18 protein-coding genes are annotated in these 18,452 nt (G+C 71.9%); 9 read left to right on the top strand and 9 right to left on the bottom strand.

Annotated features, from left to right (window positions below; all coding sequences use genetic code 11):
• Nucleotides 1-192: 192 nt before the first annotated feature.
• Nucleotides 193-1,407, bottom strand: coding sequence for a glycosyltransferase family 39 protein (locus ACFYOH_RS25250; protein WP_388629461.1), 1,215 nt, complete (start codon nucleotides 1,405-1,407; stop codon nucleotides 193-195).
• Nucleotides 1,408-1,591: 184 nt separating this feature from the next.
• Between ACFYOH_RS25250 and ACFYOH_RS25245 the strand changes: the two genes are divergently transcribed.
• On the top strand, nucleotides 1,592-3,037 hold the full coding sequence (locus ACFYOH_RS25245; protein ID WP_388629458.1) for a glyceraldehyde-3-phosphate dehydrogenase: 1,446 nt from the start codon (nucleotides 1,592-1,594) through the stop codon (nucleotides 3,035-3,037).
• Nucleotides 3,038-3,111: 74 nt separating this feature from the next.
• Here ACFYOH_RS25245 and ACFYOH_RS25240 read toward each other — a convergent pair whose 3' ends face one another.
• From ACFYOH_RS25240 to ACFYOH_RS25230, 3 genes are all read right to left on the bottom strand, one after another.
• Nucleotides 3,112-5,076, bottom strand: a complete 1,965-nt coding sequence (locus ACFYOH_RS25240) for a collagenase (protein WP_388629454.1) — start codon at nucleotides 5,074-5,076, stop codon at nucleotides 3,112-3,114.
• Between the two features lie 148 nt (nucleotides 5,077-5,224).
• The gene (locus tag ACFYOH_RS25235; RefSeq protein WP_388629451.1) at nucleotides 5,225-6,178 is read right to left on the bottom strand and encodes a LysR family transcriptional regulator; all 954 of its coding nucleotides are present in this window, start codon (nucleotides 6,176-6,178) and stop codon (nucleotides 5,225-5,227) included.
• Nucleotides 6,179-6,727: 549 nt separating this feature from the next.
• On the bottom strand, nucleotides 6,728-7,615 hold the full coding sequence (locus tag ACFYOH_RS25230; protein ID WP_388629448.1) for an NAD(P)-dependent oxidoreductase: 888 nt from the start codon (nucleotides 7,613-7,615) through the stop codon (nucleotides 6,728-6,730).
• A 67-nt stretch (nucleotides 7,616-7,682) separates the two neighbouring features.
• On the opposite strand from ACFYOH_RS25230, the gene ACFYOH_RS25225 reads away from it, so the two are divergent.
• Nucleotides 7,683-8,033, top strand: coding sequence for a winged helix-turn-helix transcriptional regulator (locus ACFYOH_RS25225; RefSeq protein ID WP_388629445.1), 351 nt, complete (start codon nucleotides 7,683-7,685; stop codon nucleotides 8,031-8,033).
• Nucleotides 8,034-8,282: 249 nt separating this feature from the next.
• On the opposite strand, the gene ACFYOH_RS25220 is transcribed toward ACFYOH_RS25225, so the two are convergent.
• The gene (locus ACFYOH_RS25220; RefSeq protein ID WP_388629442.1) at nucleotides 8,283-8,420 is read right to left on the bottom strand and encodes a hypothetical protein; all 138 of its coding nucleotides are present in this window, start codon (nucleotides 8,418-8,420) and stop codon (nucleotides 8,283-8,285) included.
• Between the two features lie 40 nt (nucleotides 8,421-8,460).
• Here ACFYOH_RS25220 and ACFYOH_RS25215 point away from each other — a divergent pair, with 40 nt between their 5' ends.
• A complete protein-coding gene (locus ACFYOH_RS25215) occupies nucleotides 8,461-9,627 on the top strand; it encodes a GDSL-type esterase/lipase family protein (protein ID WP_388629439.1) in 1,167 nt (388 codons plus the stop codon).
• A 15-nt stretch (nucleotides 9,628-9,642) separates the two neighbouring features.
• On the opposite strand, the gene ACFYOH_RS25210 is transcribed toward ACFYOH_RS25215, so the two are convergent.
• Both ACFYOH_RS25210 and ACFYOH_RS25205 read right to left on the bottom strand, forming a co-directional pair.
• Nucleotides 9,643-10,407 carry a class F sortase gene (locus ACFYOH_RS25210; protein ID WP_388629437.1) on the bottom strand — a complete coding sequence of 255 codons (765 nt, stop codon included), beginning with the start codon at nucleotides 10,405-10,407 and terminating at the stop codon, nucleotides 9,643-9,645.
• Between the two features lie 204 nt (nucleotides 10,408-10,611).
• Nucleotides 10,612-10,884: a hypothetical protein gene (locus ACFYOH_RS25205; RefSeq protein ID WP_388629434.1), complete on the bottom strand. Its 273-nt coding sequence runs from the start codon at nucleotides 10,882-10,884 to the stop codon at nucleotides 10,612-10,614.
• On the opposite strand from ACFYOH_RS25205, the gene ACFYOH_RS25200 reads away from it, so the two are divergent.
• Entirely contained in the window at nucleotides 10,879-11,433 is a 555-nt protein-coding gene (locus tag ACFYOH_RS25200; RefSeq protein WP_388629432.1) for a hypothetical protein, read from the top strand. The genes ACFYOH_RS25205 and ACFYOH_RS25200 overlap by 6 nt on opposite strands.
• A 465-nt stretch (nucleotides 11,434-11,898) precedes the next feature.
• A complete protein-coding gene (locus ACFYOH_RS25195) occupies nucleotides 11,899-12,777 on the top strand; it encodes a hypothetical protein (protein ID WP_388629429.1) in 879 nt (292 codons plus the stop codon).
• A gap of 359 nt (nucleotides 12,778-13,136) precedes the next feature.
• Here ACFYOH_RS25195 and ACFYOH_RS25190 read toward each other — a convergent pair whose 3' ends face one another.
• Nucleotides 13,137-14,348 carry a cytochrome P450 gene (locus tag ACFYOH_RS25190; RefSeq protein WP_388629426.1) on the bottom strand — a complete coding sequence of 404 codons (1,212 nt, stop codon included), beginning with the start codon at nucleotides 14,346-14,348 and terminating at the stop codon, nucleotides 13,137-13,139.
• On the bottom strand, nucleotides 14,345-15,052 hold the full coding sequence (locus tag ACFYOH_RS25185; RefSeq protein ID WP_388629424.1) for a tRNA-dependent cyclodipeptide synthase: 708 nt from the start codon (nucleotides 15,050-15,052) through the stop codon (nucleotides 14,345-14,347). The genes ACFYOH_RS25190 and ACFYOH_RS25185 overlap by 4 nt, the downstream gene beginning before the upstream one ends.
• 226 nt (nucleotides 15,053-15,278) lie before the next feature.
• On the opposite strand from ACFYOH_RS25185, the gene ACFYOH_RS25180 reads away from it, so the two are divergent.
• The 4 genes from ACFYOH_RS25180 to ACFYOH_RS25165 all read left to right on the top strand — a co-directional run bounded on the left by ACFYOH_RS25180 (nucleotide 15,279) and on the right by ACFYOH_RS25165 (nucleotide 18,431).
• Nucleotides 15,279-16,121, top strand: coding sequence for a fructosamine kinase family protein (locus ACFYOH_RS25180; protein ID WP_388630161.1), 843 nt, complete (start codon nucleotides 15,279-15,281; stop codon nucleotides 16,119-16,121).
• A gap of 180 nt (nucleotides 16,122-16,301) precedes the next feature.
• Nucleotides 16,302-16,493 (top strand): putative ATP-grasp-modified RiPP, encoded by a 192-nt coding sequence (gene tgmA / locus ACFYOH_RS25175; RefSeq protein WP_020938095.1) that lies wholly within the window; start codon nucleotides 16,302-16,304, stop codon nucleotides 16,491-16,493.
• Nucleotides 16,494-16,509: 16 nt separating this feature from the next.
• On the top strand, nucleotides 16,510-17,493 hold the full coding sequence (tgmB, locus tag ACFYOH_RS25170) for an ATP-grasp ribosomal peptide maturase (RefSeq protein WP_388629421.1): 984 nt from the start codon (nucleotides 16,510-16,512) through the stop codon (nucleotides 17,491-17,493).
• A 35-nt stretch (nucleotides 17,494-17,528) separates the two neighbouring features.
• Complete coding sequence (locus ACFYOH_RS25165) at nucleotides 17,529-18,431, top strand: Gfo/Idh/MocA family protein (RefSeq protein WP_388629418.1); 903 nt, start codon at nucleotides 17,529-17,531, stop codon at nucleotides 18,429-18,431.
• Nucleotides 18,432-18,452 lie beyond the last annotated feature (21 nt).

The raw sequence follows: 18,452 nt of genomic DNA, 5'->3' as shown, positions 1-18,452 counted from the left end.
CCGCGGGTGCCGCGCCGGCACCGGCCGCTCGTGACGCTGCGCCGCACCTCGCTCGTGAACGGCGCCACTTTCCGTACCCTTACCCACCTCTCACCACTGGTCACGCCACGTGACCGGGCTCGGTGCCGGATGGGTGCCGCGCTGCTCACCGGCCGGCGGGAGCGGCAGCCCGCGTGAGGAGCAGGTGGTGGCTCACAGCGGGGAGTGGGCCACCACCGTCACGAAGGCGCCGAACAGCAGGGACGCGACGGTGAGGCCGGCGTAGACGACCACGGCGTGGGCCGGCCGGACCCGCCAGGTCCGGGTCAGCGCCCGGGCCATGGGGATGAGCAGCGGGAAGGCGGGCAGCAGGAACCTCGGCTTGGAGGAGAAGGAGCCGGAGCCGCCGACCACGAGCAGGACCAGGATCCCGGCGAAGACCACCAGGGCGAGAGGGGCGCGTTCCAGGCACAGCAGCGCGAACAGCAGCACGCCGGCCGCGACGATCACCAGGGCCGCCGGATAGACGGCACCGCCCCCGTGCAACAGCAGGGCCTTCGTGAAGCGTGCCGAGCCGACACCGAAGTCGAACCGGGAGTCCCAGGCGCTCTGCACCTTGAAGTAGCCGCCGAGCAGGTCTCCCGTCTGGCTGCCCACCCACAGCACATAGCCGAGCCAGCCCAGCGGGGCCAGCACCGCACCGGCCCACACGCTCGCCGGGGCCCGGCCGCGCTGCCGCACGACCTCGTACGCGGCCGCGATGCAGACGGCCCCCGCCACCGCGAAACCGCTCGGCCGGGACAGGCCCGCCAGCGCGGCCAGTGCACCGGCCCACAGCCAGCGGCCCTTGAGCACGCAGTACAGGGACCAGACGGCGAGGGCCGCGAACAGCGACTCGGTGTAGGCGATGGTCAGTTCGACGGAGTGCGGCATCACGGCCCACAGGGCGACCAGCGCGGTGGCGACCCCGCGCCCGTAGAGGTGGTGGCCGATGGCATACACGCCATACGCCGCCACGCCGGCGGCGATCCAGGAGATGAGCAGCGCGGCCTGGCCGGGGGTGAACGGCAGGACCGTGGTCAGCGCCCGGATCAGCCCCGGGTACAGCGGGAAGAACGCCCAGTCGCTCTGGACGGCGCCCTGCGGGGTGATCCAGATCTTGTGGCCGTAACCCTGGGCGGCGATGTGCAGATACCAGCGGGAGTCCCAGGAGTGGGCGAGGCTCTTGACGAGCGGATGCCCCCGGACGGCGTTGGTGATGATCACCAGGATGATCCCCGCCAGCCGGACGGCCGCGAACAGGGCGAGGGCCCGGAGCGCCCCCTCGGGAATTCCACGCCGGGTGATCCAGGGCAGGGTCGGAGGGCGCAGGGGCCGGGACGGAGACGGGGCGGCCGACTCGGGACGCGGTACTGAGGAGGTGCTCACTCTCTTGACCTTGGGCACGCCAGGTAAGACGAGCAATCCACGACTCGGGTTTCTTACGGACTTCCACCCTGATTCAGGAATCGGTCAAGGAATGGGTGCAAATCCCTTACTTCACCACCCCCGGAAGGAGCACTTGAGGGGTGTGGTTACCATATGAGCGCTCCCTAGCTCGAAAGATGGATCCGTGACTGTCAACGACGACTCGTTCACCAACTGGAAGATCCGCGAGGAGATCGCGGAGTCGATGATCCCGCTCATCGGGAAGCTGCACCGCGAGCGGGACGTGACCGTCCTGCTGCACAGCCGCTCCTTGGTGAACAAGTCGGTGGTCAGCATCCTCAAGACGCACCGCTTCGCCCGGCAGATCGACGGCGCGGAGCTGTCGGTCACCGAGACGATGCCGTTCCTGGAGGCCCTGACCGCCCTCGACCTCGGGCCCTCCCAGATCGACCTCGGCATGCTCGCCACGATGTACAGGGCCGACGAGCGTGGTGTGAGCGTCGAGCAGTTCACCGCCGAGGCCGTCGCCGGTGCCACCGGTGCCAACAAGATCGAGCGCCGTGAGCCGCGCGACGTCGTCCTGTACGGCTTCGGCCGCATCGGCCGGCTCGTCGCCCGCCTGCTGATCGAGAAGTCCGGCTCCGGCAACGGTCTGCGGCTGCGCGCCATCGTGGTGCGCGGCGGCGGCGCCCAGGACATCGTCAAGCGCGCCTCACTGCTGCGCCGCGACTCCATCCACGGCCAGTTCCAGGGCACGATCACCGTCGACGAGGCCACCAGCACGATCGTGGCCAACGGCAACGAGATCAAGGTGATCTACGCCGACGACCCGTCGCACGTGGACTACACCGAGTACGGCATCCGGGACGCCATCCTCATCGACAACACCGGCAAGTGGCGCGACCGCGAGGGCCTGTCCAAGCACCTGCGCCCCGGCATCGAGAAGGTCGTGCTGACCGCGCCGGGCAAGGGCGACGTCCCGAACATCGTGCACGGCGTCAACCACGACACCATCAAGCCCGACGAGCAGATCCTGTCCTGCGCCTCCTGCACCACCAACGCGATCGTCCCGCCGCTGAAGGCGATGGACGACGAGTACGGCGTGCTGCGCGGTCACGTGGAGACCGTCCACTCGTTCACCAACGACCAGAACCTGCTGGACAACTACCACAAGTCCGAGCGCCGTGGCCGCTCCGCGCCGCTCAACATGGTGATCACCGAGACCGGTGCCGCCTCCGCCGTGGCCAAGGCGCTGCCGGACCTCAAGGCGAAGATCAGCGGCAGCTCGATCCGGGTCCCGGTGCCGGACGTTTCTATCGCGATCCTCAACTTGCAGCTGGCCCGCGAGACCACCCGCGAGGAGGTCCACGACTACCTGCGCGAGGTGTCGCTGACCTCGCCGCTCAAGCGCCAGATCGACTTCATCACGGCGCCCGACGCGGTCTCCAGCGACTTCATCGGCTCGCGCCACGCCTCGATCGTGGACGCCGGCGCCCTCAAGGTCGACGGCGACAACGCGATCCTCTACCTCTGGTACGACAACGAGTTCGGCTACTCCTGCCAAGTGGTCCGGGTCGTCCAGCACGTCTCGGGCGTGGAGTACCCGACGTACCCGGCTACGGCGGTCTGATCCGCTTCGTCGACAGGTGAACGGCCGCCGACCGGGGTTTCCGGTCGGCGGCCGCCCTGCTGGGGCGCGTGCGGTCAGGCCTTGGCCGGCCTGGCGCAGGCGCCCGCGGCGCACGCGGTGAGCCACTGGTCGAAGTCGGCGTCGTACCGGGTGCCGATGCCGTCGTGGTAGACGGCGTATCCGCCGGCGTAGTCACCGACGCGGAAGCGGGCGAGCATGCGCTGGAGGTCGTCCGGGTGGTTCTCGGCCATGTAGCGCACGGCGAGGTAGCCCCACGGGTAGGTGCGGATCACGTCGCTGTTGTCGTAGGTGCTCTGGAACAGGGTGCTCAGCTTGTACGTGTGCTTGGCGGCCTCCTGGATCGCCTGGTCGTCGGCGAGGCCGCGGTAGCTGTAGGACACGTACTCGGCCAAGCCCTCGATCCACCAGATGTCCGGCACGGAGATCTGCTGGTCGAAGGCGCCCTTCATGTCGTCGCGGCCGTCGAGGAAGTGCGTGTACTCGTGGTTGAGGTTCCAGATCCGGGCCGTGAAACCGTCGTCGTAGTTCTTCTGGTACATGATCGAGGTGACGTGGTTGGCCGGGTCGGACGGGTCGCCGTCCAGGGTCATGCCGCCGTTGTCGGTGCTGATGCCGTAGATCGGGCCGGCGTAGGTCTGGTAGTCGTTGCGCCCGGCGAAGACCACGAGCTGGATGGTGGACACGTACTGGCCGGGTATCGCTCCGTCGGCCTTCACCACGCCGCGGAAGTAGGCGCTCTGGTTGAGCACACTCGCGCAGGCGGCGTCGAGGTCGGCGGCGGTCAGCGACTGGGCGAGGATGCTGACGTTCGCGTCGCACTGGCGGCTGACCGGCAGGACGGCTCTGGTCAGCTTGCCGGGCAGGTCGCAGACGTCGTAGTAGGCGCAGTTGGCGCTGTCGTAGGCGTTCGCCTGCGTGGCCACGGCGACCCAGAGCCCGGCCGTGGGGCCGGTCATCGCGGTCTCGTCCAGCAGGTCCTTGGTCAACGGGCGGACCGTGTCCCGCAGTTCGGGGTGCTCGACATAACGGGCCAGGTTCATCCCGGCGTTGGAGTCCAGGAACGCCCGATCGGTGCCGAGCAGGTCGGTGTTGGCGAGCGCGAAGTCGTCCAGGGTGCCGATGATGCCCGGGTCGGCCTCGACCGCCTTGACATAGTCAGGGTTCCAGTTGCCGCGCCACAGCGGGGTGTAGACGTCGTTGACGGCCCTGACCATGCTGTCGACGGCGTCGTACGAGCTGTCGTAGTCGTTCAGCAGCCGCCGGTACACGGAGAGATAGCGGCCCTGCTGGTCGGCGCTGTCGGTGAGGATGACGGTCTCGCCGAGGATGTCGCCGTTGACCGCCGTGACATCACGCGAGTGCGACCGGGCGAAGAAGGCGTCCAGGCCGGCCGTGACGGCCGTGGTGAGGCGGGTGGTGTACGCGCCCACGTCCGCGGCGTGGTTGAACTGCACGTAGTATCCGGCCCGCAGGAAGAGGACCAGCTGCTCCAGGCTGCCGGAGTCGTCGCCGCGGTACAGCTTGGCCGTGCGGGTGTACGCGGCCGCCACGCTGAGCATCTGGGCCTGGCGGAAGACGTCGTGGGCGTCCTTGCCGGTCACCGAGAACAGGGTGTTGACGCAGTCCGTGGACGAGGCCTTCACGAAGGACACGAGGGCGGAGCCGGTACGGCTGCCGAAGTCGGCCGGAGTGCAGGAGGCCGCCGCCTTGGCCGCCCTGCGGTCCGGGTGGGCCGAGAGGGGCTGCAGAGGCGGGAGTTCGGCCGGGCTGAGCCGCCGGGCCCGGCTCTCGGGACGCTCGGTGACGGGTGTGGTCGCACCGGTCGGCGACGGCGTTGACGCGTGCTTTCGGGGCGCGGTGACGGCAGCGGTGTGCTGCTGCTGCGGGGCCGCCAGCGCGGGCGTGGACAGCAGTCCGGCCACGGTGACACAGACGACCGCGGCGCCGGCCGTGCGTGTGGCCGCACGATGGTGGCCGCGGCCGGGCATGCGTCTGGGCAGCGCGAAGCGATAGCGCATCTGGATTCCTCCACGAAGGGATGCGCCTCTGTGGGGTGTTGAGGCGTGTGAGGCACTGTCTCAGCGGGCCGCCCGCCCCAACAATGCCGTGTGACATAGCACATGACACTGCACGCGCATAACATCGCGGTCCGTCTTTGACCTGCCGCTAGGCTCCGGTGACGCTCCAGGTGCGCGAGGCCCAGGCCCGCAGATGGGGTGCCTGGGCGACGAGGTCGCGGTAGGCGGCGGTCGCGGACTGGGACAGTGCCTCCACGGCCTCCTCGGTGACGGTGTCGGGCCGCCAGGCCAGCACATAACGGCACCACAGCGGGGAACCGGCCAACGGCTTGACCACGACATGTGGGATCGGCCGCAGCGTCGGCTGTACGAGGGACACCCCGAGGCCGTCGGCGATCATGCTCTGCAGCTGGGTCTGGTCGCCGAGGAACTCATGCACGGTGACCGGGGTGAAACCGGCCGCCGCACAGGCGTCGTAGAACACCCCGGGCCAGCCGGCGCCGTCGTCCGGGGTCACGAACCACGCGTCCTCGGCCAGATCGGCGAGCTGGACCTGGGCGCACTGCCGTAGCCGGTGCCGGGAGGGCAGGGCGACGAACGTGGGCTCGGTGACGATCCCGCGGTGCCGCACCGCGCCGGAGTGGCGCAGTTCCATACCCGGATAGTCGGCGGCGATGGCCGCGTCCACCGCGCCCTCCTCCAGCAGCTCGACGATCCGCGAGGAGGCGTAGACGCTCGTGACGGCGAGGGACAGCTCCGGCAGCCGGGTACGGACGCGGGAGATCGTGCCGGACAGCATGGGCGAGTTGGTCGCCGCCACGCGCAGGGTACGGCGGGCCCGCGCGGCTGCCGGGCGGTGGCCGATGGCGTCGGCGCGGGTCAGCACGTCACGGGCCTGGGCGACGACCTCGGCGCCGTAGCGGGTGGGCCGCACTCCGCTCGTGCCGCGCTCGAAGAGCGGCTCGCCGAGGTGCCGCTCGATGCGCCGCAGCTGGGTGCTCACGGCGGGCTGCGAGTAGCCGAGCTGTGCCGCGGCGCGACCCACACTTCCCGCGTCGGCGATCGCGCACAGCACCCGCAGGTGCCGCAGCTCCAGCTCCATCGCCCCACTCCCCGTTTCGGTCCCCGGCCGGTCCCGTGCGCACAGCCATCGCCGGCCGTGGTCGCGACCGGCGGACCGAAGCGTCGCATTGCGCCGCGCCAGGCACAAGTCGCAGGTCCGCCGACCTGTGCCCACCGGGTTGCAGAGCCGGACCGGTCCCCGCGCGCCGCCTGAGCAACTCCGAGAAGGCCTACGCCCGTCCGGGTCGGGCGACCGCCCGGTGGGCTTCCGCACGGCTGGGCTCGCAGCGGTCGGGACGCGAAGGAGCCACTGAGCGGGGTGGTCGATGCGGGCGGGACCGCGTCGACCCCGAGTCGGAGCCTCGCGGCCGCGCCGACGACCTCTGTTCTCCTCGTCCAGCGCAAACGGAGTGCGCCACCGTACTGGCGGCTCGGCGAGGCGGGCGGCCGGGGCCGGGGGGATGGCTCCGTGCCGGCCTTCCCCCGGATCCGACCCGTGCGGACCACCTCAGTGCCGCCCCCCGCGGGCCTCGACCGACCCCGTTCGCCTCGCTGCCGGCCCTCCCCGGCCCCCGGCCCCCAGACCGCCTCACTGCCGGCCCAGTACCTCCGCCACCCGGATGAAACCGTCCGTGCCGTGGCCGAGGCCGATGGTGCGGCGGGTCATGCCTTCCACCGCGCGCATCACGCCCGCGTCGATGCCGTGCGTCTCCGAGACGGCGACGACATGGGCCATGGTCGAGGCAGCCGAGGTGAGGGGGTTGATCGCCCCGGAGTAGGAGCCGTCATCGGCGTCCCGCGCGAACTCGGCGAAGAGCGGCGGCAGGATCGCGCCGATGCCCTGCGCGAAGGGTACGAGCTCCCCGGCGGTGACGCCCTCGGCCCGGGCGATCGCCACGGCGTGGGCAAAGCCGGCCATCGCCGTCCAGAAGAGGTCGAGCAGCGCGATGTCGAAGGTGGCGGCGCGTCCGATCTCCTCGCCGAGATGGGTGTGCGTGCCGCCCAGTGCCTCCAGCACGGGCCGCTGCTCCTCGTACAGGGCCCGCGGTCCACTGTGCAGGAAGACCGCCTCGGGTGTGCCGATGCTGGGCGCGGGGGTCATGATCGCGCCGTCCAGGTAGCGAATGCCGTGCGCGGCCGCCCAGCGCGCCGTCTCGCGGGCCCGGCCCGGGGTGTCGGCGGTCAGGTTCACGACGGTACGGTCCTTGAGCGCCCGGGTGACCGGCTCGGGCCGCAAAAGGGCGTCGACCGCGTCGTAGTTCACCACGCAGATCACGGTCAGGTCCCCGGCCGCCACGGCCTCCTCGGCCGATCCGGCGCCGGCCGCCCCCTGCGCGATCAGCTCCCGGTCCTTGCCCGATGTGCGGTTCCACACCGTGGTCCGCAGCCCCGCTCTCAGGAAGCTCCCGGCGAGCGAGCGGCCCATCGGGCCGAGACCGAGCACGGTGACGGAAGGAAGATTCGTGGACGTGGACATGTTTCAACTCCTTTATGGGCAAGGGAACGTGGCCTTACGGCCTGACGGGGAACAGAAGAGGACGCCGATGACTCGAAGCCGCGCTCAGGACCCCAACGTCTGTGGCTTGACCGCCGCGATCGCCGTGATCGACGGCAAGTGGAAGACGTCCCTGCTGTGGCTGCTGGAGTCCGGCCCGCACCGGCCCGCCGAACTACGGCGCCGGCTGCCGGGGTTGAGCGAGAAGGTGCTGACTCAGGCGCTGCGTGAGATGGAGGAGGACGGCCTGGTGCATCGGGAGGTGTACGACGTCCTGCCGCCGAAGACCGTGTACACGCTGACCGGCTTCGGCCGCGACCTGTCCGACGCCCTCGGCCCCGTGTCCGACTGGGGACACCGCCGGCTGGAACGACTCGGCGAACGCGGAACGGCGTCCTGACACACCACCGCCACCTCCTCTCGTACTGGCACCCTGTCCTCCGGCCTCGCGAAACAGCCTCTCCCGGCCGGGCACCGGCTGCCAAGTACGCACAAAAAGGTGGGTATGCGCGGACGCCGGCCGCCCGCCTCCCGACCGGGTGTGAGAGCGCAACTCCTCGACTGCGACGACCTGTTGCTCGGACTCGCAGCAGTCGGGCGCGGCTTGGCGGCCGCCCTGCTCACCTGACGGCAGATCCGCCCGCGCCGGTCAGTACGCCCGCGCCACCACCGCCACGTTCCCCGGCTGGTCCTCGCTCTCCGGCACCGAACCGTTCAGCCACAGTGCCCCCGACTCCCAGGAGTCCTGGACCCGGATCCTGGACGCCCTCGATAACCTGCTGCGCAACTGGCCCATCCTCTGCCCCCTCGAAACGCAGGCCGACACCATGCACACCACCCCGCTCACCCCCGACCTCGTGCGCGGCGCCCTCGATCTGGAACGCACCGCCCGGGGACTGCTGCCGCACCGGCTGCCGGCCCGCGCCCGGGCCCAGTGCGCCGACCCCCAGCTGGCCATGGCGGAGTCCCAGCCCTCCGGTGTACGGGTGGTCTTCCGCACCCGCGCGACCACCGTCGAGCTGGACACCCTGCCGACCAAGCGGGTCTACGTCGGCGCACCGCCGCGCCCGGACGGCGTGTACGACCTGCTCGTCGACGGACGTCCGGCCGGCAGCGGCCGGGTCGCCGGCGGCCACACGCTCACCATCGACATGACCACCGGTACGGCCGAGCACCGGCCGGGCCGGGTCGGCACCGTCCGCTTCTCCGGGCTGCCCGGCACCCTCAAGGTCGTGGAGATCTGGCTGCCGCACAACGAGACGACCGAACTCGTCGCCCTGCGCACCGACGCGCCCGTGGAAGCCGTACCGCACCAGGGCCGCAAGGTGTGGCTGCACCACGGCAGTTCCATCAGCCACGGCTCGGACGCCGCGAGCCCGACGACCACCTGGCCGGCGCTCGCCGCGTCCCTCGGCGGGGCGGAGCTGATCAATCTGGGGCTGGGCGGCAGTGCCCTGCTCGACCCGTTCACCGCTCGGGCACTGCGCGACACCCCGGCCGACCTGATCAGCGTCAAACTCGGCATCAACGTGGTCAACACCGATCTGATGCGGCTGCGCGCGTTCGGTCCCGCCGTCCACGGTTTCCTCGACACCGTCCGCGACGGGCACCCCGACACACCGCTGCTCGTCGTCTCGCCGATCCTGTGCCCCATCCATGAGGACACGCCGGGCCCCAGCCTCCCGGACTACTCCGCGCTGAGCGAGGGCCGGCTGCGGTTCCGGGCCGCCGGGGACCCGGCGGAGAAGGCGGGCGGAAAGCTCACCCTGGAAGTCATCCGGGAGGAGCTGGCCCGGATCGTGCGCGAGCGCTCGGCCGAGGACCCGCGGCTGCACCACCTCGACGGCCGTGAGCTGTACGGCGAGGCGGACTTCGGCGAACTGCCGCTGCCCGACGGCCTCCACCCGGACGCCGCCGCGCACCGGCGGATGGGCGAGCGGTTCGCGGCGCTGGCGTTCGGGCCGGGCGGCCCTTTCGCGGACGGCGTCTCCTGACCCGTACGGGCCGCCTCACACCAGGTGGGCGAAGACCACGAGGTTGTCGGTGTAGTCCTTGGCCTTGTGGTCGTACGCCCCCGCGCAGGTGATCAGCCGCACCTCGGGGCGCCGGGCGTCGGCGTAGACCCGCTTGCTGGGGAAGTCGTCCTTGGCGAACGTCTCCTGGTCGTCCACGACGAATTCGGCGTCACGTCCGTCGGCGCGCTCCACGGTGAAGTGGTCGCCGCGCTTCAGCTGTTCCAGGCGCGCGAAGACGGCCGCGGAGGTCTTCGTGTCGACGTGCCCGGCGATGATCGCGGTGCCCTTCTCACCGGGCGAGGCGCCCTTGGAGTACCAGCCGACGAGGTTGGTGTCGGCTGCCGGTGGCGGATTGAGCTGCCCCGAGGCGCCGAGGGTCAGGGTGGTGAAGGGGGCGTTGACAGAGATCTTCGGGATGAGCAGACGGGTCGGTGCGGACCTGGGCAGCTCCGGGCCGGCGTGCGGCGGATCGGCCTGACTCGGGTCGGCCTGACGCGGGTCGCCCTGCTGGGGGTCGGCCTGTTGCGGGGGGGCCGGTTGCGGGTCGCCCAGCTGCGGGTCGGTCGGCGCGGCGGCGCTCGCGCCCGCGCCATGGGACGCCTGCGGTGAGCCGTCCGACGTGTGGTGGCCGCCGAACACGCTGACGGCGAGGAGGACGATCGCCACGCCCATCAGCGTCAGCCGTCGCCCGCCATGGCCGGAACTCCGCCCGTCCGCCTGCGGTCCCGCGGGGGTCGGGGAGGAGGGATCTGCTGCCATCGGACACCACCTCACTCGGGCACGGCAGCACGGGGATCTGGACAAGGGCGCCGGAACGTTTCCCGGCGCGGAGGGAGGGACGTACAGGGGGGCCTGCGCTGGGGGACGGTGTGCACACAGACGTGGGGGAAGCCCTGCGGGTGCGGGCCGCCGACGCGGTGGGCTCGCCGGCGGCGGCCGCAGCCTTTGCGGGGAGTCGTTCCGTCAGGACGCCTGCTGGCCGCCCTTCTTGCGGCGCAGCAGGTACATACCGCCTGCGCCGGCGGCCAGTACGGCCAGGCCGCCCGCGGTGACGCCGGGAGTGGCGAGCGCGCCGCCGCCGGTGTGCATGCCACCGCGCGGCCCGCCGCCGTCACGACCGCCGTAGCCGCCGCCGTCACCACCGCCGCCCCAGCCGCCGCCGTCCCCGCCGCCGTCACGACCGCCGCCGCCGTAGCCGCCGCCGTCGCCACCCGAACCCCAGTCGTCGCCGTGCACCGCGGCGAGCGCACCGCCACCGGTGTGGACACCGCCATGCGGCTCGTGGTGTCCGCGGCCGTCGTCGTGGCCGCTCCGACCGTGGTCGTCACCGCGACCGCGGTCGTCATCGCTCCCATGGTCGTCGCCGCGGCCGTGGTCCTCGCCCCGACCATGGTCGTCATCGTCGCCGCGGTCGTCGCCGCGGTCGTCACCCCGCACAGCGGCCAGCGCCCCGCCACCTGTGTGGATCCCGCCGCGCGGCTCGTCGTGTCCGCGTCCCTTGTCGTCCTTGTCGCCGTGATCATTTTCGCGGCCGTGGTCCTCGTCGGAACCGCGGCCGTGGTCGTCGTCGGAACCGCGGTCGTGGTCCCGGCTGTAGGAGGAGTCGTCGCGGCCTCCGTCGTCACCCGCGGGAACGGCGAAGGCGGCACTGGGCGCGCCGAAGGTGAGTGCGGCGGTGGCTGCCGCCGTGGCCAGAAGCATGCGGGCAGAACGCATATCGATGTCCTTCCGTCGTGGCCGGGCAGCGGATCCCTCATCAGCTGGATGGACCCGGCCTCGACATGAACCACCGTCAGTGAACGTGCAGCCGCCCACCATCCGAGCGACCCAGCCGGGTCACCGCGCCACCCGTCTGTCCCAGTGCTCCCGCGTCCGCGACCCTCCGTCCGGGCGAATCACCCGGCGTGTCGCGCGGCACTCACCGACGCACGCAGCGCGGCCCGGCCCCAGGCAGCGAAGGGTCGTTCCGTCGACCGTGCCGTACGACCGGAAGAACCGGGGAGCCGCCCCCGAGGGCAACATCAGCCACACGGCCGAGAGATCGGTCGCCGGATCACCCGTACGGCCGTGTGGGCACGAGCCGGCCGCCGGGAAGGTCGGCCGGAGCACCACATCGCGACGGACTTGGCCTCTGCCCGGCTGAGATCCGGCCGGACCCAACGCGGGAGGCCCCGCCCCTCTTGTTATGACCGAAGTCATAACGCAGTCTGGTGCCGGCAGCACAACAGGTCGACGCGGTGGGAGGAAGCGGTGGCGGACGCGATGGCGCGGGCCCTGTGGGAGCGGTACGAACCGGTGCACGGTCTCGTGTACTTCGCACCGGAGGCGCACCGCGCGGCGGACTCGCTCGGGATGCGCGGATTCTGGATGGGGTACTTCGCGCTGCGGGCGGCGCCGCTCGGTGCGGTCCCGCCGTCCGTCGTGACGAGCTGTTTCTATGTGTTCCATCCCGCCCGGGTGGCCCGGGCCCTGCCGGACGCCTGGACGCACGCGACTCCCGCCGATGTGCTGGCCGCCCGCCAGGACGCCCTGGACGCGGCGATGACCGGTCTGTTCGGAGCGGACACCGTCGGCTCCGCCGAGTTCACCGAGGCTGCCGACCTGGCCTGGGAGGCCGCCGCGGCGGCGGACACCACGGGGCGGGTGCTGGCCGCGGCCAACCAGGCCCTGGACCGCCCGGAGCGCCCCACCGCGCGGCTGTGGCAGGGCCTGACCACCCTGCGGGAGCACCGGGGTGACGCGCATGTCGCGGTGCTGGTGAGTCAGGGACTCGGGCCGGTCGAGGCCATGGTGCTCAAGGCGGCCGCCGGCGAATCCGACGGGGCCTTTCTGCGGGAGACGCGCAAGTGGGAGCAGGCGGACTGGGATGCGGCCGGGGCACGTCTGCGGGAGCAGGGCCTGCTCGAAGCCGACGGGTCGCTCACTCCGGCCGGCGCGGCCGTACGCGCGGAGGTGGAAGCGCTGACGGACGCGGCGGCCGAAGGCCCCTGGACCGCCCTCGGCACCGACCGCACCACACGCCTGGCGGACCTGCTGGATCCGCTGGCCCACATCGTCGAGACCTCGGGCCTGCTGCCACCGACCAACCCGGTGGGCCTGACCCGGGGCACCCACCCGGCCGCCCACTGACCAAGCCCCGGGCCGCCCGCCGGGAATGCCCAGGAAGCGCACACCCGCCCGCCCTCCGGCCAAGCCTGTCCGCGATGCCCCGGGCGGAACCCCATCAAGTCGTCGACCGCGCCCTGGCCGGTCCGGGGTTGTGCCGTTGGGGAGGGTGGGTGGTGGTCCAGCCCAGCCCGCCGGATACCAGGTCCGGGGCCGGCCTCGCAGACCGCCGCCCGCCCTCCGGCCGGTCGAGGCCGCCGGAAACCAGTCCCAGGGCCGACCCCCACAGACCGCCACCCGCCCTCCGGTGGATCTCCCGACGCCCCCGCCCGGCCGCGTCGGGTCGGGTCGGGGGCGTCGTACGGACGGCCGGCCGGCGTGATTTACCAGGTCACCGGTAGTCGCTCGGGGATTCGCTTCATGAAGCCCGTGCGCCAGACCAGTTGGGCGGGTGGTACGGCGAGCGCGAGGTCCGGCAGGCGGTGCAGGAGGACCTCCAGGGCGATCCGGGCGTGGGCGCGGCCGAGTGCGGTCGCGGGACAGTAGTGGGCGCCGCCGCCGAAGGAGAGGTGGTCGGCGATGTTGTCGCGGTGGACGTCGAAGCGGTGCGGGTCGGGGAACTTCTCCGGATCGAGGTTGGCGCCCTCCACCAGCACCAGGACGAGTTCGCCCTCGCGTATGACGACATCCCCCAGCCGGACGTCCTCCAGGGCGAGGCGGGGCAGGGCGTCCCCGATGGAGAGGTTGACCCGCAGCAACTCCTCCACGCCGGGGCCGATCAGGTCCGGGCGGTCCCTGAGGAGGTCGCGGGCGATGGGGTGGGTGAGCAGGTGGACCAGGGCCATCGCGAGGAAGCCGGACGTGGAGATCACACCCGCGCCGAACATGGTGACGCCCACGGTGGCCAGCATCTCGTCGGTGAGGTGGGCGTAGTCGGGGTCGTCGCGCAGGGCCGCCAGTTCGCCCATCAGACCGTGGGTCGCCGGGTCGTCGAGCAGGGCCGTCATCCGGGCGATGTCCCGGTCCCAGTTGATCTTGGCGCCGGTGACCGGGCACGCCGAATTCATGAAGGCGATGTCGAGGCTGCGCACAAAGCCCGGGGCCTCGCTCTGCGGGATGCCGAGGACGCGGCAGTGCATGCCCGCCGAGTACGGCTCGCAGAACAATCCGCGCAGGTCGGCCGTCGGGCCGTCGGCCAGCAGCCGGTCCACCAGCCGGTGGGCCTCCCCGCGCAGCCACTCCATCAGGCCCGGCGACTTCGGGTTGAGCGCCTTCAGCACGGCCCGGCGCAGCCCGGCGCCGGTGATGTTGCCCATGTTGTTCACGACCTCGGGCGGGATCGTGAGCGCGTACTGCCGGGGTACCCCGGGGGCGGAGGTGTCCTTGAGGGAGAACCGGTCGTCCTTCAGGATCTGGGCGCACAGGTCGTACGACGACACCAGCCAGGCCTCGTCGCCGGCGATGGTCCGCACGCGCCGTACGGGGGTGGTGGCGCGCAGGTGCTCCACCTCGGCGGGAACCTGGGTGCCGTCCCAGGAGAACGGGAAGTCGAGCAGGGGCGGGTGGTCGGCGCGGGCGCCGGGGGCGGTGGTCATGCGGCGGTTCCTTCGAGGGCGGGGGTGACGATGGCGTGGCCCTGGTTGCGGGAGGCGCGCAGACCGGCGCCACGGGAGTACAACAGCGCGGCCATCGGCAGCAGTTGGTGGTAGCAGTTGAGCGAGGAGGGCACCTTGAGGATCGCGGGGGTGTCCAGGAACAGCGGCGCCTCGGCACAGACGTACTCCAGACACACGGCCCGCTGCCGCTGGGTGGGCGTCTCGCCACGCGCACTGAGGAAACGATTCACCAGGGCGTCGCAGACGGCCCGGAAGGCCCCGTCGGAGGCCAGGCGCGCCTGGAGCTCCCGATGGATGTCCTGGTAGGCGGGGTTGGTGCGGAACTCGGACATCGGATGCCAGTCCATCCGCAGACCCTCCGGATCGGCCGCCGACACCGCGTCACGGACCTTGGCGCGCACCCCACGCAGGTTCTTCACGGCCTTGCGCCGGGCCTCGTCCGGTGGATAGCCGGACGCCTCGTACATCTCGGCGACGAACAGGTCGGTGTAGACGAAGTCGACCCTGTCGAAGTGGTCCAGTCCCCAGCGGGCGAGGTCGCGCAGGCGGCGGGCGGAGAAGTAGCTGTTGCCCGGCGACACGCCGATCACGGCGTGTGCGCCCTCGCCCAGGATGACCTCGCAGTGAGAGGTGTACGGCTGGACTTCGAAGACGTCGGCCATCAGCACGGATGCTGTGGTCAAGGGGAAAGCCTCCGCCGCGCGCTAGTCCCGGCGGGGCCCAGTGCCCCTGGTGTGGCGTCGCGGCGCCCTCACGCTAGCGGTACGGATTCAGCACGGGTAGTTACCGCCCCGGTTTGACCGAAAACAGTCGTAGCAATGGTCGAAGTCGCCTGCGGCAGGCCCCTGTTGCGGGCCCTACGCTGGGGCTGTGGGCAACCGAGACGAGGATCGTGAGGATCCGGGACAGGTGGCGTCCCGGCTCACCGGACGCCCGGTCACCGACGCACGGGCGGCCTCCGGGTCGCCGGCCGAGGTGACGCTGGACGGCGGCACGACGGTGATGGTCAAGCGCGGTGAGGCGCCCGGGGCCGTACGCGCGGAGGTGGCGGGGCTGCGCTGGCTGGCCGAGGCGCACGCCGTCCGGGTGCCGGCCGTGCTCGGTCACGACCGACGCTGGATGGTGACGGAGTGGGTGCCGACCGGACGGCCCGACCCCGAGGCGGCGCATCATTTCGGCCAGGCCCTGGCCGCCCTGCACGCCGCGGGTGCTTCGGATTTCGGAGCTGCGCCGCCCGGCGGCCCCGAGGACGCGTTCATCGGCCTCGCCCCCATGCGCAACGCGCCGGGCGACGACTGGCCCGGCTGGTACGCCGAGCACCGTGTGCTGCCGTATGTGCGCGGCGCCGTCGACCGCGGCACGCTCCGCCCGGGCGAGGCGGCCGTGTTCGAGCGGGTCTGCGCGCGCCTGCCGGATCTGGCCGGGCCGGCCGAGCCGCCCGCGCGCCTGCACGGCGATCTGTGGAACGGGAACGTGCTGTGGGGCGCCGACGGCGAGGTCCGGCTCATCGACCCGGCCGCGCACGGCGGCCACCGGGAGACGGACCTCGCGATGCTCCAGCTCTTCGGCTGCCCCCATCTGGACCGGGTGCTCGCGGGGTACGAGGAGATGGCACCGCTCGCACCCGGCCGGCGCGACCGAGTGGGCGTGCACCAGCTGTTCCCACTGCTGGTCCACGCCGTGCTGTTCGGACGCGGATATGCGGAACGTGCTTTGACGGTGGCACAGCACGCACTGTCGCTCGCGGAGTGACCGCCGCCTTTCCCTGGCGGAAGCGCAACGTCCTGGGCTTCACCGGCGTCATCGGCCATGCAGGCATGCCGTTCTGCGGTGCCCGTCGGCACCCCCTCCGACCCATGGTTACTCAGCGTGAGGAAACCAATCACCCGTTCGATTCGTATAAGGACGTGAAAGCCGAATCAGGGAGAGACCATGCAACCGTTCACGCTCAACTACGCGCGCCCCGCTGTGCAGTTGGACGTCACCACTCCGTATGCGTATGACTCCGGACTGCAGTTGAACGTCCTCCCGGACGGGCGGATCGCCGCCACCGACCACGCGACCCTGAGGGCACTGGGGACCACGACCTCGACGGCCGGTTCCAAGACGCACTTCGACGACTGAACGCGGGCCCTGGAAGATGACCGTGCTCATCCTGACCAGTGAAGAGGACGTGACGGCGGACATGGTGGTCCTCCGGCTGGGCGAGGCCGGTGTGCCCGTCGTCCGGCTCGACCCCGCCGATCTGACCAACGGGGTGGCGCTGTCGGGCGAGTACGTGCGGGGCGCCTGCCGTGGACATCTGTCCGTCGGTGGGCGCCTGGTGAGCATGGGCGGCCTGCGCTCCGTCTGGGTGCGCAGGCCCGGCGACGCCGCCGCCCGGGCCGCCCAGCCGTCCGCCTGGCTGACGGAGGAGTCGTCGCAGGCGCTGTACGGCATGCTGCGCACGACCGACGCGCGCTGGATGAACCATCCGGACGCGGCCCGTCGCGCCCGCCACAAGCCCTGGCAGCTGCATCTCGCCCAGAACAGCGGCCTCGCGGTGCCGGCCACGCTGATCACCACGTTCCCGCAGGCGGCCCGGGAGTTCGCGGAGCGCTTCCCGGATCTGGTGGTCAAGCCGGTGTCCGGCGCGCATCCACAGGAGCCGCCGCGTGCGGTGCCGACCAGCCGGGTCGCACCGGACACCGACTTCTCGGCGGTGGCCTTCGGTCCGACGCTGCTGCAGCGCCGGGTCCCCAAACGGGCCGACATCCGGCTCACCGTCGTCGGCGACACGCTGCTGGCCGCGCGCAAACCCGCCGACCCGGACGCCCACCCGGACGACGTGGACGTCCGTTTCGCCCAGTCGGTCTCTCCCTGGCTGCCCGCGGACGTGCCCCCGCGGGTCGCCGAGGGCGTACGGCGGTACATGAAGGGCGCGGAACTGGCTTACGGCGCATTTGACTTCGCCGAGGACGCCGACGGGATCTGGTGGTTCCTGGAGTGCAACCAGTCGGGTCAGTTCGGTTTCGTCGAGATGGACACAGGTCAGCCCATCGCCGCCACGATCGCCAACTGGCTTGCTGCGGACGGGGATCCGGGCGCCAGGTGTGCGGAGGTCAACCGGAGCGCAGGCTCTTGAGGGTGCGGGGATCGGCTCGGAGAAGGGAACGACACATGCGTATCGGACTGCTGGGGACGGGCCCGTGGGCCCAGGCGGCGTACGCCCCCGCCCTCGCCGGGCACCCCGGCGTGGAGTTCGCCGGGGTGTGGGGCCGCCGTCCGCAGGCCGCCACGTCGCTGGCCGAGCAGTACGACGTACCCGCGTTCGACGACGTGGACGCGCTGCTGGCCGGCGTGGACGCCGTCGCCGTGGCCCTGCCGCCGTCCGTGCAGGCCGAGTTGGCGGTGCGCGCCGCGCGGGCGGGCCGTCACCTGCTGCTGGACAAGCCGCTCGCGGTGTCGGTGGCCGAGGGGCGGGCCGTCGTGGCCGCGGTGGAGCGGGCCGGGGTGGCCTCGGTGGTGTTCTTCACCGCGCGCTTCCAGAAGGAGCCGGACGCCTGGATCGAGGAACAGGCGGCCGTGGCGGGCTGGTTCACGGCCCGCGCGCAGTGGCTGGGGGCCGTCTTCACCTCCGACAGCCCGTTCGCGGCCTCGCCGTGGCGGCGGGAGAAGGGCGCGCTGTGGGACGTCGGCCCGCACGCCCTGTCGGTGCTGCTGCCGGTCCTCGGCGACGTACTGCAGGTCGTGGCGGCGGGGCACGGTCCGGCGGACACCGTGCACCTGGTCCTCGACCATGCCACCGGCGCGTCGAGCACGCTCACGCTGAGCCTGACCGCGCCGCCGGCGGCGGCCGGGGCCGATGTGGAACTGCGGGGCGAGGCGGGCGTGACGCTGATGCCGGGGAGTTCCGAAGGAGCGGTCCCGGCGCTCTCCCGCGCCACCGACGCCCTGCTCACGGCCGCCCGCACGGGCCGCCCCCATACCTGCGACGCCGCCTTCGGCCTCCGCGTCACCGAGATCCTGGCGACAGCGCAGGCCCACCTGACGGACGCCAGCGATGCGGGGCCGACCGACTGACCGGTGACCGAGGCCGGCGGA

The sequence above is a fragment of the Streptomyces sp. NPDC007856 genome (assembly GCF_042868225.1).
Lineage (GTDB): Bacteria > Actinomycetota > Actinomycetes > Streptomycetales > Streptomycetaceae > Streptomyces.
The sequence above is the reverse complement of the archived record's forward strand: the minus strand, read 5'-3'. Positions and strand labels throughout refer to the sequence as shown.

What these genes read in the sequence shown, in the direction of transcription:
- ACFYOH_RS25240 (WP_388629454.1), bottom strand. Translation starts at nt 5,076, where the DNA reads ATGCGCTATCGCTTCGCGCTGCCCAGACGCATGCCCGGCCGCGGCCAC.
- ACFYOH_RS25235 (WP_388629451.1), bottom strand. Translation starts at nt 6,178, where the DNA reads ATGGAGCTGGAGCTGCGGCACCTGCGGGTGCTGTGCGCGATCGCCGAC.
- ACFYOH_RS25230 (WP_388629448.1), bottom strand. Translation starts at nt 7,615, where the DNA reads ATGTCCACGTCCACGAATCTTCCTTCCGTCACCGTGCTCGGTCTCGGC.
- ACFYOH_RS25225 (WP_388629445.1), top strand. Translation starts at nt 7,683, where the DNA reads ATGACTCGAAGCCGCGCTCAGGACCCCAACGTCTGTGGCTTGACCGCC.
- ACFYOH_RS25215 (WP_388629439.1), top strand. Translation starts at nt 8,461, where the DNA reads ATGCACACCACCCCGCTCACCCCCGACCTCGTGCGCGGCGCCCTCGAT.
- ACFYOH_RS25210 (WP_388629437.1), bottom strand. Translation starts at nt 10,407, where the DNA reads ATGGCAGCAGATCCCTCCTCCCCGACCCCCGCGGGACCGCAGGCGGAC.
- ACFYOH_RS25190 (WP_388629426.1), bottom strand. Translation starts at nt 14,348, where the DNA reads ATGACCACCGCCCCCGGCGCCCGCGCCGACCACCCGCCCCTGCTCGAC.
- tgmA (WP_020938095.1), top strand. Translation starts at nt 16,302, where the DNA reads ATGCAACCGTTCACGCTCAACTACGCGCGCCCCGCTGTGCAGTTGGAC.
- tgmB (WP_388629421.1), top strand. Translation starts at nt 16,510, where the DNA reads ATGACCGTGCTCATCCTGACCAGTGAAGAGGACGTGACGGCGGACATG.
- ACFYOH_RS25165 (WP_388629418.1), top strand. Translation starts at nt 17,529, where the DNA reads ATGCGTATCGGACTGCTGGGGACGGGCCCGTGGGCCCAGGCGGCGTAC.